Annotated in this window: 12 protein-coding genes; 11 read left to right on the top strand and 1 reads right to left on the bottom strand. The window is 69.1% G+C overall.

All coding sequences use genetic code 11. From position 1 onward, the window contains the following. Positions 1 to 32: 32 nt before the first annotated feature. The 8 genes from ACYU7L_RS12005 (at position 33) to ACYU7L_RS12040 (ending at position 8,139) form a co-directional block, all read left to right on the top strand. Complete coding sequence (locus ACYU7L_RS12005; RefSeq protein ID WP_460796808.1) at positions 33 to 251, top strand: hypothetical protein; 219 nt, start codon at positions 33 to 35, stop codon at positions 249 to 251. Next, on the top strand, positions 248 to 1,159 hold the full coding sequence (locus ACYU7L_RS12010) for a hypothetical protein (RefSeq protein ID WP_460796811.1): 912 nt from the start codon (positions 248 to 250) through the stop codon (positions 1,157 to 1,159). The genes ACYU7L_RS12005 and ACYU7L_RS12010 overlap by 4 nt, the downstream gene beginning before the upstream one ends. After that, on the top strand, positions 1,147 to 1,440 hold the full coding sequence (locus tag ACYU7L_RS12015) for a hypothetical protein (RefSeq protein ID WP_460796814.1): 294 nt from the start codon (positions 1,147 to 1,149) through the stop codon (positions 1,438 to 1,440). Before ACYU7L_RS12010 ends, ACYU7L_RS12015 begins: the two co-directional genes overlap by 13 nt. Then, complete coding sequence (locus tag ACYU7L_RS12020) at positions 1,440 to 2,312, top strand: hypothetical protein (protein ID WP_460796816.1); 873 nt, start codon at positions 1,440 to 1,442, stop codon at positions 2,310 to 2,312. Before ACYU7L_RS12015 ends, ACYU7L_RS12020 begins: the two co-directional genes overlap by 1 nt. 1 nt (position 2,313) lies before the next feature. Next, positions 2,314 to 3,111 (top strand): hypothetical protein, encoded by a 798-nt coding sequence (locus ACYU7L_RS12025; RefSeq protein WP_460796819.1) that lies wholly within the window; start codon positions 2,314 to 2,316, stop codon positions 3,109 to 3,111. Next, positions 3,108 to 5,021 (top strand): type IV secretion system protein, encoded by a 1,914-nt coding sequence (locus ACYU7L_RS12030; protein ID WP_460796821.1) that lies wholly within the window; start codon positions 3,108 to 3,110, stop codon positions 5,019 to 5,021. The genes ACYU7L_RS12025 and ACYU7L_RS12030 overlap by 4 nt, the downstream gene beginning before the upstream one ends. Before the next feature lie 65 nt (positions 5,022 to 5,086). Beyond that, the gene (locus ACYU7L_RS12035) at positions 5,087 to 6,592 is read left to right on the top strand and encodes an SCO6880 family protein (protein ID WP_460796823.1); all 1,506 of its coding nucleotides are present in this window, start codon (positions 5,087 to 5,089) and stop codon (positions 6,590 to 6,592) included. Continuing rightward, on the top strand, positions 6,592 to 8,139 hold the full coding sequence (locus ACYU7L_RS12040; protein WP_460796826.1) for an ATP-binding protein: 1,548 nt from the start codon (positions 6,592 to 6,594) through the stop codon (positions 8,137 to 8,139). The genes ACYU7L_RS12035 and ACYU7L_RS12040 overlap by 1 nt, the downstream gene beginning before the upstream one ends. Before the next feature lie 257 nt (positions 8,140 to 8,396). On the opposite strand, the gene ACYU7L_RS12045 is transcribed toward ACYU7L_RS12040, so the two are convergent. Further along, positions 8,397 to 9,167: a MerR family transcriptional regulator gene (locus ACYU7L_RS12045; RefSeq protein ID WP_460796828.1), complete on the bottom strand. Its 771-nt coding sequence runs from the start codon at positions 9,165 to 9,167 to the stop codon at positions 8,397 to 8,399. Positions 9,168 to 9,222: 55 nt separating this feature from the next. Between ACYU7L_RS12045 and ACYU7L_RS12050 the strand changes: the two genes are divergently transcribed. From ACYU7L_RS12050 to ACYU7L_RS12060, 3 genes are all read left to right on the top strand, one after another. Next, entirely contained in the window at positions 9,223 to 10,881 is a 1,659-nt protein-coding gene (locus tag ACYU7L_RS12050; protein WP_460796830.1) for an amidohydrolase family protein, read from the top strand. 569 nt (positions 10,882 to 11,450) lie between these two features. Further along, positions 11,451 to 11,870 (top strand): hypothetical protein, encoded by a 420-nt coding sequence (locus tag ACYU7L_RS12055; RefSeq protein ID WP_460796833.1) that lies wholly within the window; start codon positions 11,451 to 11,453, stop codon positions 11,868 to 11,870. A 656-nt stretch (positions 11,871 to 12,526) separates the two neighbouring features. After that, positions 12,527 to 13,615: a calcium/sodium antiporter gene (locus ACYU7L_RS12060; protein WP_460796836.1), complete on the top strand. Its 1,089-nt coding sequence runs from the start codon at positions 12,527 to 12,529 to the stop codon at positions 13,613 to 13,615. Positions 13,616 to 13,619 lie beyond the last annotated feature (4 nt).

The raw sequence follows: 13,619 nt of genomic DNA on the forward strand, positions 1-13,619 counted from the left end.
CGAGACATAGGCGACGGGAGGTGGTGAGGTCCATGACGGATCCCCAGGACGGCGAGACGCGTACGCCGGCGCAGGTCGCCAAGCTGTTCGCGATCGCCGGCAGCGAGATCGAGGCGATCGAGCAGTTGACCGGCTGTCTCGCCCTGCTGCATGAAGTTCAGGCCGCGAAGGCACAGCTGGCGACCCTGAGCCCAGCCGAGGTCCGTACGGCACTCGAGTTCCGCCGCGACACCCTAGGGGAGGCTCAGTGAGTACCCGGACCCCGAGCCGCCCGGTCGACGTGGACGAGCTCAAGCGAGCCTGGCACGCGCTGAATGCTGGCGAGTTTCGTACCGGTCTTGGCCGCGACCCTAGGGACCGCAGGAACCTGCGCGGCCGCTTCGCCGCCGCCGAGGATGGCTGGGCACCGGCTCACGGCGAGCACACCATCGCCGTGATCGGGTCGGCAGGCTCGGTCGGCGCGAGCACTGTCGCCCTGGCCACCGGCCTCGCGGCAGCCGCCCCGGTCCGAGTCGTCGAGTGCTGCTCGGTCGCCAGCTCCGGCCTCGCCGCAGCGAGCACCGCCGAGCTCGGGCTTCACCCGAGCGGCTGGCGGCAGGGCAAGCGCGACCACGTCCTGATCGAGCGGGCCAGCAAGGTCCTCGCCGGTGTCGCCGAGGTCCCGCTGCCCACCGAGGCGCCCGCCGAACTCCAGCTGACGATCCTCGACATCGGCTGGGAGCTGGGCCAGCTCCTGACCACCGACTGCTGGCTCGCCGAAGCCGTCCGCGGCGCCGACCAGCTCGTCCTGGTCACCATGGCGACCGTCCCGGGGATGCGCCGCGCCGGGATCGCGATGGGCCTCCTGTCCAGCCACTGGCAGCCCGAGCAGATCACGCTGGCCGTCCGCGGGCCCCGCCGCAGGAAATGGCCCCGTGGCCTCGCGCACGACGGCGGACCCGCCGTTCGGCGGGCCCTGGTCGCGGGCCGGTGCGTGGAGATACCCGTTGACCGTGTGCTAGCGGTCAGGGGCCTGGACTCCCGATCGGTTCCGGCCCCCCTGATCTCGGCCGTGCGTCACCTGCTCGAGCCCGCACGCCTGTCCACCGACACGCCAGCGACAGCACCTGAATCACGCAGCTCAGGAGCTCGAAAGGAAGTCCATCCATGGACGTCATGACCGCCTTCCTCCCGATAGTCGCCAAGGTCTGTCCCAAAGCTCCCCCTGGTGCGGTGGGGCCCACCAACGAGGTCACCAGCTACGTCCTGTGGGGTGTGATCTTGCTGTTCGGCTTCGGGATCCTCGTCTCGATCGGCGCGATCATCGCCGGCCGGGTGTTCTCGCTGCCGCATGCCTCCAAGGTCGGCGTGATCTCAGTGGTGGTCGTGTTCGCCTGCGCGGTCGCCTACCTGGTGCTGCCCGGCATGCTCACCGGGATCCTCGGCAAGGGCTGCATCTGATGCGCCGCGCTGCCACGAAGAGACCCGAAGGCTTCAGCGGGTGGAGCCGGCGCCGGCTGCTCGGCATCGTGGCCGCCGCTGTTGCCGTGGCTGCGCTCCTGCTGGGCGGCCTCGCGTACGGGGTGCTCCTGGCGATCAACGGCGTCGGCGACGAGACCAGCGCGCACGTCGCGGCCACTGGCGAGAGCGCGGGTTCGACGGAGGCGAGGGGTGAGGCCCATCGAGACGAGATCGCGGCCAAGCCGATGCTGACTGTCCCCGACCGCGCGGCCTTCCCAGCGGAGACCACCAGCGCCGAGCCGCCGGAGATCTATGTGCCGCCCGGGACCGGAGTCACAGGCCCCGCGTTCGTGCTGACCGGGTTCCCGCACACCCCGGAGGGCGCGATCGGGCAGCTCGCCCAGATCGATCTCGCGGTGCTGCAGGCGATGAGCCTGGACACCGCCGAGGAGGTCTACAACGCCTGGGCCTTGCCCGGTGGGGTGCGTGCGGAGGAGTGGTGGATCACCACCAGCGTCCGTGCGTTTCTCTCCAGCACCGGGATGGGCGAGGTCAAGGACCCCAGCTCCTCAGTGTCTTTGAAGCCGGCAGCCGCGCTGGTGAAGGGCACCGACGGTCCCGACTGGGCGACGGTGTGCGTGCTGATGAGGGTCAGCGCCACCTACAAGTCCGAGGCGCAGATCGCCTTCGCGCACTGTGAGCGCATGCAGTGGGTCGGCGGCCGCTGGATGGTGGCCCCGGGTGTCCCGCCGGCACCCGCCCCCGCGACCTGGCCCGGGACCCAGCTGGCGCACGAGGCCGGTTGGCGCACCTGGTCCGCCGACCGCTCCACCGAACCTACTGACCCCGGCGACAGGGAGAGGGAGCACTGAGATGAGCACTCGGACCGACAACTCGATGGGGGAGTCGCGCCCCATCGTGCTGCGCGTGGGCGTCCTGGTGGCGATCGCGGCCCTGGTGTCCACCGCAGTCTGGCTCGGAGCGCGCGGCCGGGTCGACGACGCCGGCGGTGCCGACAACGCCTCTGGGGTCTTCTCAAGTCAGCCCGGGCAGCAGAGGCAGAGCGACTCGATCGACCGGGTCGCCCCGGAGACCATGCCCGCGAACGACGTCGTGATCCCGACAGGCAATAGCGAGGTTGGCGGGTACCCGACCCGGTTCCCGCAGACCGATCTGGGCGCGGTCGCGTTGCAGGTCGAGGTCGCCAAGGCGCAGGTCGGGTTCGACTATGACCAGGCCGTCGCCGTCGCCGGCCTGTACGCCGACCCTGCGGACGAGGCCGTCTTCGAGCAGCGCGCCCGTGACGCCGTCGCCCTGCGTCGCCAGCAGGCCGGCGTCCCGAAAGAGGGGGACGTCCCCCCGCCAGCGTCATATGCCGTGACGCCGATTGCCTACACCCTCGAGGAGGTCGACACCGGCTACTACGCGGTGAACCTGCTCAGCTACGTCACCCTCACCACCGCCAACGGCACGGTCAGCGACGTCCTCTACGCAGGCACCCAGCTCCTCCGGTGGCTTGAGGTCGACGGCGTGAGCGACTGGCGTCTGGCCCGGGGCAGCAGCGAGGACATCGCGCACCTCGTCGCGGAGGGGCAGCCCGAGGCGGCCGCGCCGGGGACCGCGGAGTTTGAGCAGGCCGGGTGGGTTCGGATCAGCGGAGCACCCCAGTGAGCACCGGCGCAGTCCTCCTTAGCCGGACGGCCAGGTTCGGCATCGCGATCCTGCTCCTGACCATGCTCCTTGGCCCGGCCGCGACGATCCAGCCGTCAAGCGCGGCTGCTGTTCGGGTCGCCGCGGTCGGGACCGCCGCCCCCCTGCCGGCCCGTATCACCACGATGGGATGCCCCGGCCCCGACGTGCTGTGCGACCTAGGCAGCGACGCCGTTGACTGCGCCAAGAGCCCGAGCACGTGCGGTCAGGACGCGGCCGACGCTGTCACGGACGGTGCCGGGCGCCTGCTCAACGGCGCCGGTGACGTGCTCGACGACGCTGGCGGCCTGTCCCCGGATGGCTGCGGCATCCTCGACGCGATCTGCCGCGGCGGACTCCCGGCGCGCAGCCTCCCCGGTGTCCCGGGGTTGCCCGGTGTCCCCGGTCTTCCGGATATGGGGGCCCTCTTCGGCGACGGCATCCCGGGGCTCGGTGACATCCCCAACCCGTTCGCGGCCCTCGGCGACGTCATCGCCAAGGCGGCGGCCGACGCCTGGACCGCGGCGATGCTCGCTGTCTGGAACTCGGGCCTGTTCGTGCTGCGCATCGTGCTCACGTTCAGCGAGTTGTTCTTGACCCCTGACCTGCGTGCCGATGGGCCCGGCAAGGACGTCTACGCCTTCACCGTCTGGCTCGCGCTCGCCTTGGTGGTCATCTTGGCGATGATCCAGCTCGGTGCTGCGGCGTTTCAGCGTGAGGGCAAAGGCCTGGCGCGGGCGTTCATCGGCGCTGGCCAGTTCGTCGTGGTGTGCGCCTGCTGGTTCGGCTACTGCGTCCTGGTCGTCGCGGCCTGCGAGGCCATCACCAAGGCGCTGATGAAGTCGTTGCTCAAGGTGCAGACCTGGCCCGAGTGGGATCCCTTGGGCGGGCTCGGTGTCGACGCCATCACCGATGCCGGGGTGGCCACCGCGTTGGCGTTCCTGGGGATCTTCTTGTGGCTGGCCGCGATCGGACACGTGCTGGTCTATCTGGCGCGGGCGGCGTCGCTGCTGGTGCTGACTGCCACCGGGCCGCTCGCGGCGGCCGGGCTGGTCTCGGAGTTCAGCCGCTCATGGTTCTGGAAGTCGCTGCGCTGGTTCCACGCGGCGGCGTTCACACCAGTGCTGATGGTGATGGTGCTGGGCATCGGTGTGCAGTTCGCCAACGGAGTCGCTGCTCACCTCGCGGACGACAGCGCGAGGGCGTTCGGCACCGCGCTGCCGGCGGTGATGACGATCCTGGTCAGCGTCGTTGCGCCGCTGTCGCTGTTCAAGCTCCTCGCCTTCGTCGACCCCGGCACACCCAGCGGCGCGTCGTTCCGTCAAGGGATGGCCATCCAGGGGGGCCTGCAGGGCCTGCTCAGCGGCGCAGGCCCGGGCGGCGGCTCCTCGGCCGCATCCACCACTGACGGCAACGGCCGCTCGTCGGGTGAGCAGGGCGCCGAGGCCGCGACCGGTGACCGGTTCAGCAAGGCTACGCAGGGCGCTCTGGGCAGCTTCGGCAATGCGGGCCAGGCGTTTGCTGCCGGGCTCGGGATGATGAGCGGCGCCGGGGCGAAGGTCACCTCGCTGATGACGGACGAGGCCAACCAGGCCGGCGTCGGGCACAGCACCTATGGTCCCGACTTCAGCGGCGCGGGCGGACGACAGCCCGGTGGGCAGTCGGGCGACCAGAGCAGCGGTGCAGGTCTGGGCGGGCAGCACGGCGGCGACGACGACTCGACGCCGCCGACTCCGCCGATGCTGCCTACCGGTGGTGACTCGGGTGGCAGCCATGGCGGACAAAAGGGCGGCGGTGTCGCAGCGGCTCCCAAGTCCCCGGCCGCAGGCAGCGGGGGAGCGGCCGGCGGCGGCGGCGCAGCGGGTGGGGCGGTCCCCCCGGTGGCGGTATAGCCGATGGGCCGCGCGACCTGCTCTCAGTCCCGATCGACCTCCAGTGATCCGGAAGGAAGCCGACGATGACCATCTACGCCGACTACCAGCGCGACCGCATCGGCTGGTTCTTCGGCCTCTCCGGGGCCCACCTGATGTTCCTGGCGCTGGCCAGCCTGCCGGCGTTCTGGGCGATGAGCCGCGGCGCGTGGCTCTCGGCGCTCCTGTTGGCGCTGGTCTGGCTGTTCCTGCTGGCCATTACGGTCATCCCTGTCCGTGGCCGCTCGGCCACCGGGTGGGCGTTCGCCTCCACCATGTACGCCCTCGGCGCGCTGCTGGGTTGGGCATCGTTCCGTGCCAGGGCATCCGAGGGTCGCCTTGAGGACCTCGACACTCCCGACCTGCCCGGGGCGCTGCAGGGAATCAGGATTCACGACGGCCCACCACACGGCTCGCAGCTTCAGCGGGTCGCAGTAGTCCATGACGACGCCACGAAGACCTGGGCGGTTACCGCCTCTATCGTCCACCCCGGCATCGGGATGAAGGACTCTGCGGAGCGTGCCCGCTACGGCGACGCGTTGGCCGGGTTGCTCGACGTTGCCGGCCGCACCGAGAAGGTCGACGAGATCCTGTTCCTGGTCCGCACCGTCCCCGAGGACGGCGCCGAGCGCGACCTGTGGGTCGACAAGCATCGCCGTGACAACGCCCCACACCTGTCGGAGGTCATCAACCGCGATCTCGCGGTCGGTCTCACTGACGCGTCGGTCCGCACCGAGCAGTTCGTGACGATCGTGGTCCCGGAGACCCGGATCGCCCGCTCGGCCAAGGAGTCCGGTGGCGGCTTCGAGGGCCGCTGCCGCGAGCTCTACCTGCTGATGGCCGAGATCGAGGCCCAGCTGCGGGGCCCGATGGGGATGACGTCGGTCCGCTGGCTCACCTCGCCGGAACTCGCCTTGTCCTCGCGGACCGGGTTCGCCCCGGGCGATCGGGCCGGCATCGTGGAGGCCCTCGCGATGCGGGAGCAGGACCCGAGCGTCAACGCTGATGTGCCGTGGGCGCTGGCTGGGCCGTCGGGCGCCGACGCGACGGTGCGGCACTACAGTCACGACGCGTGGAACTCGATCAGCGCCACCGTCAGGCTCCCGAGCCGTGGCGTGGCGATGGGGGCTCTGGCACCGATCCTCACCCCGAGCGAGTCCGGTGAGCGGCGCTCGTTCGTCGTCGCCTTCCCGGTCCTGTCTCAATCCAAGGCCGACCGGCAGTCGGGCAACGCGGAGTGGGCTGCGGACCTGGCTGAAGGGATGAACGAGAGGCTCGGGCGCAAGACCCGTGCCAAGCAGCGCGACGAGGCCCACAAGGCCCGCGGCCTGGACGCCAAGCTCGCCCGCGGCAGCGCACTGACGCGCCCCTACGCGGTGTGCACCGTGACCGTCCCCAAGACGCTGCGGATCACCGAGTTCGGACGCCGACTGGACGCCTCGATCCGACGCGCCGGGTTCGCGCCGCTACGGCTCGACCTGGCCCAGGACGTCGGCTTCGCCGCCTCGACCATCCCCGTCGGGATGAGCCTGACCCGCAGGGGAGACGCCTGATGTCCACCGCCACCCGCCGCGCCCGCGGCGATGCCAGGTCGGGCAGGGACATGACGGCCTTGCTGTCCGACTTCGGCCACGACCTGCCGACGAAGCCGACGCTCGCCCCGGAGACCAAGGAGCCCCGGATCTTCAAGTACGCCCCGCGACGCGGTGCAGCCCGTCGAGGCAGTGGCTGGGCACCAGCCACTGCCCCGGTCCAGGCCTGGCGGATGACCAGCGACCAGGCGCCGGTGTTCTGGCCGTTCGTGTCCGCGCCGGCTCTGCCCCCGACCGGCGCGCAAATGGGCGTCGACCAACTCTCCGGCGGCAGCTTCTACTGCGACCCGTTCGGCTGGGTTCTGCGCGACGACGTGCCGGCGACCAACCCCAACATCTTCCAGTTTGCCAAGCCCGGTACCGGCAAGTCCGGCACCACCAAGGCCTTCTGCACCCGGATGATGCCGTTCGGCTACCGCACCCTGGTCCTAGGCGACCCCAAGGACGAGTACGAATCGCTGTGCCGCGCGCTTGGTGTCGAGCCCTTCGTCATCGGGCCCGGGCTGCCTGCCCGGATCAACCCGCTGGCGATGGGGCCGCTCGGTCACGGGTGGGCGAACCTCTCGGCCGAGGAGACTCGACGACGCACGACGATCATCTTCAAGCGATGGCTGGTCTTAGTCCGCGGCCTGGTCGGCAGCATGAAGATCGACGACGAGCGCCGGGTGCCGTTCGGCCCCGACCAGAGCGATGTCGTGCGCAACGCGCTGGCAATCCTTACCGGCTACGCCGCCGGCAACAGCGTCCTGCAAGAGACCACCATCCCGCGGCTGTGGGACCTTCTGCGCAACCCCAGCGACGCGCTCGTACGGGCGTGCGAGTACGGGAGCACCCGCCAGTTCCTCGATGAGACCCGGCTGTTGCGCAACGCGCTCGGCGAGCTGGTCACCGGCACCCTCGCCGGCCTGTTCGACGACTTCACCAACATTGAGGTCCACTGGCGCGCCCCGATCCAGTCGTTCAGTCTCTCCCGGCTGGACGGCCTCGGCGACGAGGCGGTGGGCATCGCGCTGCTGTGCATGAACTCGTGGGGTCGCGGGCTGCGGGAGATCGCCGAGCCCGGCGACCTGCGCATCGTGGTGCGCGACGAGGTCTGGAAGCAGATGCGCCTCGGCGTCTCCGCGGTGATGAGCTTCGACGCCGACCTGCGCCTGTCCCGAGGCATGGCAGGCAAGGGCGGCGACATCCAGTTCGCCAACCTGCACAAGCCGTCCGACCTGCTCTCCGTCGGAGACGCCGACTCTCAGGCCGTGATGATCGCCAAGGACCTGCTCGAGCTGGCCGACATCAAGATCCTCGGCGGCCAGAAGCCACGTGTCGCCCGCGAGCTGGACTCGATGCTCGGCTTCGGCCCGATCGCCCAGGACCTCGTCTCGGGGTGGGCGATGCAGGACAAGGGCCGCGCGCTGTGGTGCATCGGAGACGCCACCTACAAGGTCCAGACCGTCCTCCATCCGCTGGAGAAGAGCCTCTACTACACCAACGAGGCCATCGAGGCCGCTCTTTAGAAGTTCGCGCGTACTTTGACGGTTCTGCGACGAACCTGAGCGTACGCAACGGCCTCGACCCGAGGAGCACCCTCAGGTTCGAAGAGTGCGTGGGGGAAGCGTCTCGCGTCCCGGATATGCAGCCGTCACCGGGAACCCCTCCGGGCGGGGCATCCGGGACGCATGAGGAGCGACGGGTGTGCCTGGCCTGCGGCTTCACCGTTGCGGGTTCCCCTTACGGAAACGGATCGGCTAGCGCAGGTACAAGAGCGGTGGCGTCATGTTGGGGTGTGTCCGAGGCGGCGTACGGCGTAGGTCTTGATAGCTACCGCCAGCCAGGCAGGGAGTTGGGGGTCAACATCGGCGACCAGCGCGCGTTGGTCGGGGTTGTCGACCAGGAGGTCCCCCAGGGCGTGGTACGCCGCCGGGTCGGCCGGCCAGAGCGCGACGACTTCCTGGTGGTGCTCGGCCACGAGGTCGAGGGCTTCGTCCCCATCCGGTGCGACGCCGCGCGTGCGCGCTATTGACATCTGGGTCAGCAGTCGCCGTCCGTTCGCGGCGGCGCGTTCGTGGTCTTCGCGTGCCCAGCCGTCCGTGGCTTCCTGGGCTGCGTCGAAGTAGGAGTCGACCGCGGCGCCGTACCGGTCAACGAGGGCCTTGTGTAGACGGGCTTTGCCTTCGGCCAAGCCCATGAAGAAGTCCTTGTCGCTAACTGGCTGCTCGCCGGCGAGGTCGGCCATGGTGCGGTCGACGGTGTCGATGATCCGGTCTAGCCGGTCGCGCTCGGCGAGTAGTTGTTCACGGTGGTGTTGCAACGCGGTGTGTTCGTCGGTCTCACCGTCGAAGATCTCCCCGACTTGGGCGAGCGGAACCCGAAGCTCGCGGAGCAGCAGTATTCGCTGTAGCCGCAGCAGCTGTGGACGTTCGTACCAGCGGTAGCCGTTGGCCGAGGTCTTTGCGGGTGGCAGCAGGCCGAGGTCGTCGTAGTGCCGAAGCGTGCGCGCCGAGACACCGGCGAGTCGGGCGACCTCACTGATCGAGTGCTCCATGAGCCAAGACTAGCGATTGGACCTTCTCGTAACGTCAACTTCTACGGTGGCCGGTATGACCGCACACAAGCCGTTCACCGTCACAAACACCCGACTCGTCGACGGCGGCACATTTCTGGATGCCACGCACCTGCGCGTCAGCGCGGGACGCATCGACGCAATCGGCGGGCCGGAGGTCCGCGTCGCCGGCGATGTCCTGGTCGATGGCCGTGGTGGCACGCTGCTTCCGGGCCTGATCGATGCACACGTGCATCTGTTGCCCGGTTGCACACGTCTGGCCGCCACGTTCGGGGTCACGACGCTGATCGACCAATTCAGCAAGCCCGAAGTCATCAACGCCGAGAGGGCCGCGGTCGCAGTCGCCCAATCCGGCGCTGAGCCCGCGCGGGCGGATCTGCGCACATCCAGCATCGGCGCGACGGCCCCCGGCGGTCATCCAACGATGGCCTACGCCCCGATTCCCTACGTGACAGGACCGAGTGAGGCACTGCCCTTCGTAGAGTCGCGGGTCGCCGAGGGCGCGACCCACCTCAAGGTCATCTATGACGACGGTTCGGGCGCGATGCTCAACATTCCGGCCCTCGACAAGGCCACGATCGAAGCCCTGGTGGTGGCGGCGCACCGGCACGGCCTGCCGGTGGTGGCGCACGTGTCCACAGCGGCCGGAGCCGTCACGGTCGCGCGTTGCGGGGTCGACGTACTCGCCCACGCCCCGTTCGACCGGATGGCACAAACCGAGGTCCGCGACGTCGCAAAAGCCGGGGTGGCCTTAATCGCAACGCTGTCGATCATGGACGGGTTCCCCGACGAGAGCGGGACGATGCCGCTCCTGGCCCAGCCGGCGCTGACCGCGCGGTTGACCCCGCGTTGGCGACGGGTCCTGGAGGGTCAGTCACGGCGTTGGATGCCGCCGGAGGCACCGGATGGTGCCGCGGCTCGCGAGAACGTTCTTGCCTTGCTCGAGTCGGGGGTGCGTGTGCTCGCCGGCACCGACGCACCCAATCCCGGCCTCGTGTTTGGCGCGAGCCTGCACCGCGAACTGCAGTATCTCGTGCGTGCTGGCCTGCGGCCCGCCGAGGCGCTCGCGGCCGCGACATCGGGCCCAGCCGAGGTCTTCAGAATGCCGGACCGTGGCCGGCTCGCTATCGGGTTGCGCGCCGACCTCGTCCTCGTCGACGGAGACCCCGCTACCGCCATCACCGCCACCCAGCACCTGCGGCAGACATGGGTAGCCGGGCGTGACGCGAGCCCGGACAACTACACCGGCAGCACTACGGAGCGAGCAACGATCACCGCGCTACGGGAGTCCACGACCAAGATCATCACCGCGATCGAGGACTCCTGGCCCGACTTCCCCACCCCGGAGGAAGTCCACCGCGACGACGGCGAGCTCCTCGGCCGCGTCGTCCCCACCTCCGGCGGCTGGCAGGCCACCACTACGTTCGGCGCCCCGCTTGGCGACGCCACCACCTACGATGGGGCGCTCGAGACCGTCCACACCCTCGGCCTCTCTACCCTCGCCGAGGCATGGTGGGCGCTGCCGTTCGACGAAACCCAGTGGCGCGAGGTCACGCTCATGGAGATTCGACCCGACCGCGTCCGGCTGCGGTGGACCGACCCGATGGCTGACCAGGCGCCACCCGGTCAGTGGTTCGACCTGGGCGACCTCGACCTGACTCTCACACCGCCCGACGGGTCTGACCAACAGAGTTGAGCAACGGCGTGGCGTGCCGGTCGGCCACCGGCACGCTGCCTCGCCCCGAACCGCCGACCTCGGACGTTGACAGCAAGCAGATGAGCAAGTTCGAGGACCACCATGTCGACCAGGCCCACAACGTGAGTTGACTAGCGGACGACGGCATCCGATACCTCCGCCGGGAGGTCGTCCCGTTCATCAAGGCACGACTGCGGCGGGCGAGGGACGAGCCCGACTTCGACGCCACGCCTGCGTTCCTCACCGCCGACCGCCAAGCCTGGATGCGGAATCACTCGAAGCGTTCGTTCCCTGGTCGTTGTAGGCCACCTGCAGTGCCTTCTGCCTGTCGCTGTCGCCCGCAATGCTCCTAATCCAGGCATCGGACGGCGTGGTCGGGGTCCGGTCCATGAACGTTCACACGCCTTCGACGGACTCGGGTGGTTTCAAGTGTGTGAAGGTCGCGCTCGGGAACGCGCAGGGACAACCTCACAAGGAGACCGCGAAGGCGGCGTGGGGCGCGACGTTCTGCGTAGAGGCCCCAACCTCGATCTCTGCGAGTGTCCGTGCTCTCGACTAGCGTCCTAGCCATGAGAGATCCTCTTGCGCCATCCGACGGAGTTCCGCCGCGGCAGGTCGAACCCTGGACCCGGGTCACCGGCCACGTCGTCGTCGCGAACCGACCGCAGGCCTTCTGCTCGTGCGGCGACGGTGCTCCGCGCGACTGGGCTGGAACCGGTCGTGAGTGGCGCGACGAGCACCTCAGGGATGCGTGGCCGGAGCTCGTGCCACAGCTCGAGAGTGAGTCCGCCGACGACTGGTTCAGCAGGGTCGCATTGGCGCACGGCGACGCCCTGCACGCCCTGAGCGACCTGCCGACGCTTCGCGACTCACAGCCCATCCCCGTCATAACGAACGAGGACATGGACGCGGACGACCGCCTACAGGTCCTGGAGCACCAACTGAACACCGTCCAGGTGAAGATCGCGAAGAGGAACGGTTGGGCCTGAGGTCGGCCGCCAACGCCTGTGATTGTCGAGCGCGGGCCGCCCGCCCTGCGATGGGCATCAGGTGCATTCGCGTCCCGCAAGCCGAACCAGTCTCGGCGATGTCCGAGCGATTCTGGGGACCAGCTGCCATCGTCCCGCAGGGGATCCCGTTGTGGGAATCGGAGTCTGCGACGGCCGCGGTGTCGTAGGGCGCCGCACGAGGTTCCCGCTGCGGTCATTCCATGCGTGGGTATGCGACGCCGGCAGCGCCGCGTTGGTCGACGTACCTCGAGGCGAGGATGGCTGGGCTACGAGTGGTCGATTGACCCGGGCGACGCGGTGGCGTGGATTGCAACTTGGCTCACGTCCATTTGACATGCGCGGTAGGATTCGCGTGATTTGCTACGCATTGGAAGTGAGTTCAACACTGTGCCATCATCATTCCGGCCTGCATCTCCGCCCCAGTGTTCCGCCTCGACCGATCGACGTCGGGAGGACCTTACGAGACCGTCAGGAGCAGTGTCGATGTCCTTTTCGATCCGGCCAGTCAGGCAGCGCCAGTTGCCTGCGAGGATGGCAGTACTCATCGGCACCCGGACAGAGCTTGCCGCGCCGCTGATCGCGGACCGCCATTGCCTATCAGCGGCCGGGCGCGCTCAGAGTCTTGCTCTCAGCCTGTGAGCGCAGTCGACGTCGCTCTTGTGGCGATCGGGCTGGTCATCTTGGTCGGTGGCGGTGAGCTTCTGGTGAGGGGGGCATCGGATCTCGCGGCTCGTGTCGGCCTCTCCTCGCTGGTCATCGGGTTGACGGTGGTGGCCTTCTCCACGTCGTCGCCAGAGATGGCCGTCACTGTCGGCGCGGTCTTGGAAGGGCAACCCGACCTGGCGGTCGGCAACGTTGTGGGCAGCAACATCGTGAACGTCCTACTGATCCTGGGTGCCTCCGCGCTGCTCCTACCGTTGACGGTGCGCGCACAGTTGATTCGTCTGGACGTGCCGGTGATGGTCGGGGTGTCAATGTGCTTGTTGCTGCTGTCGCTGGACGGCCGCCTGAGCCTTGCTGACGGGTTCTTTCTGGTCACGGTGATAGTCGTCTACACCGCGGTGTCGGTCGTTGTGGGGCGACGCAGTGCGCCGTATGTCCGCGAGTCAACAGTGGGCGAGAAGGAACGACCGGTGTGGCTGCTCCTCCTGGCGGTGCTCGGCGGGGTGGCGCTGTTGGTCGTCGGAGCGCAGCTGCTGGTCGAGGGTGCGGTCGGCATCGCTGAGGGGTTTGGGGTGAGTGGCCTGGTGGTCGGGCTCACGGTGGTTGCGGTAGGTACCTCGCTCCCTGAGCTGGCGACGTCCCTCATTGCTGTTCGACGCGGTGAGCGCGACCTGGCGGTCGGCAACATCGTCGGCAGCAACATCTTCAACATCGCTGCTGTGCTGGGCGTCGCCGCCTTGGTGGCCGATGACGGGGTACCGGTCGCAGACGCGGCCGTGGCCCTCGACATCCCGCTCATGATCGCCGCAGCGGTCGCGCTGCTGCCCGTGGCTTTCACCGGGATGGCCATCGCCCGTTGGGAGGGCGCGCTGTTCGTCGGGTTGTACGCCGCGTTCACCGCTTACGTGGTGCTGGCAGCCACCGAGCACGACGCGCTCGGTGGCTTCACGGCCGTGATGATCTGGTTCACCTTGCCGCTGGTCGCGATCACCTTGGTCGTCCTCGGAGCCTACGAGATCGGTCGGCGTCGCGCGGCCCGCGAGCCGCTGTCGCCGTCCTGAGGGA

Source organism: Nocardioides pacificus (assembly GCF_054775955.1).

Excerpts from the sequence above, each read along its gene's own strand:
- ACYU7L_RS12040 (WP_460796826.1), top strand. The coding sequence starts at position 6,592 with ATGTCCACCGCCACCCGCCGCGCCCGCGGCGATGCCAGGTCGGGCAGG.
- ACYU7L_RS12025 (WP_460796819.1), top strand. The coding sequence starts at position 2,314 with ATGAGCACTCGGACCGACAACTCGATGGGGGAGTCGCGCCCCATCGTG.
- ACYU7L_RS12005 (WP_460796808.1), top strand. The coding sequence starts at position 33 with ATGACGGATCCCCAGGACGGCGAGACGCGTACGCCGGCGCAGGTCGCC.
- ACYU7L_RS12035 (WP_460796823.1), top strand. The coding sequence starts at position 5,087 with ATGACCATCTACGCCGACTACCAGCGCGACCGCATCGGCTGGTTCTTC.
- ACYU7L_RS12020 (WP_460796816.1), top strand. The coding sequence starts at position 1,440 with ATGCGCCGCGCTGCCACGAAGAGACCCGAAGGCTTCAGCGGGTGGAGC.
- ACYU7L_RS12015 (WP_460796814.1), top strand. The coding sequence starts at position 1,147 with ATGGACGTCATGACCGCCTTCCTCCCGATAGTCGCCAAGGTCTGTCCC.
- ACYU7L_RS12045 (WP_460796828.1), bottom strand. The coding sequence starts at position 9,167 with ATGGAGCACTCGATCAGTGAGGTCGCCCGACTCGCCGGTGTCTCGGCG.
- ACYU7L_RS12055 (WP_460796833.1), top strand. The coding sequence starts at position 11,451 with ATGAGAGATCCTCTTGCGCCATCCGACGGAGTTCCGCCGCGGCAGGTC.
- ACYU7L_RS12050 (WP_460796830.1), top strand. The coding sequence starts at position 9,223 with ATGACCGCACACAAGCCGTTCACCGTCACAAACACCCGACTCGTCGAC.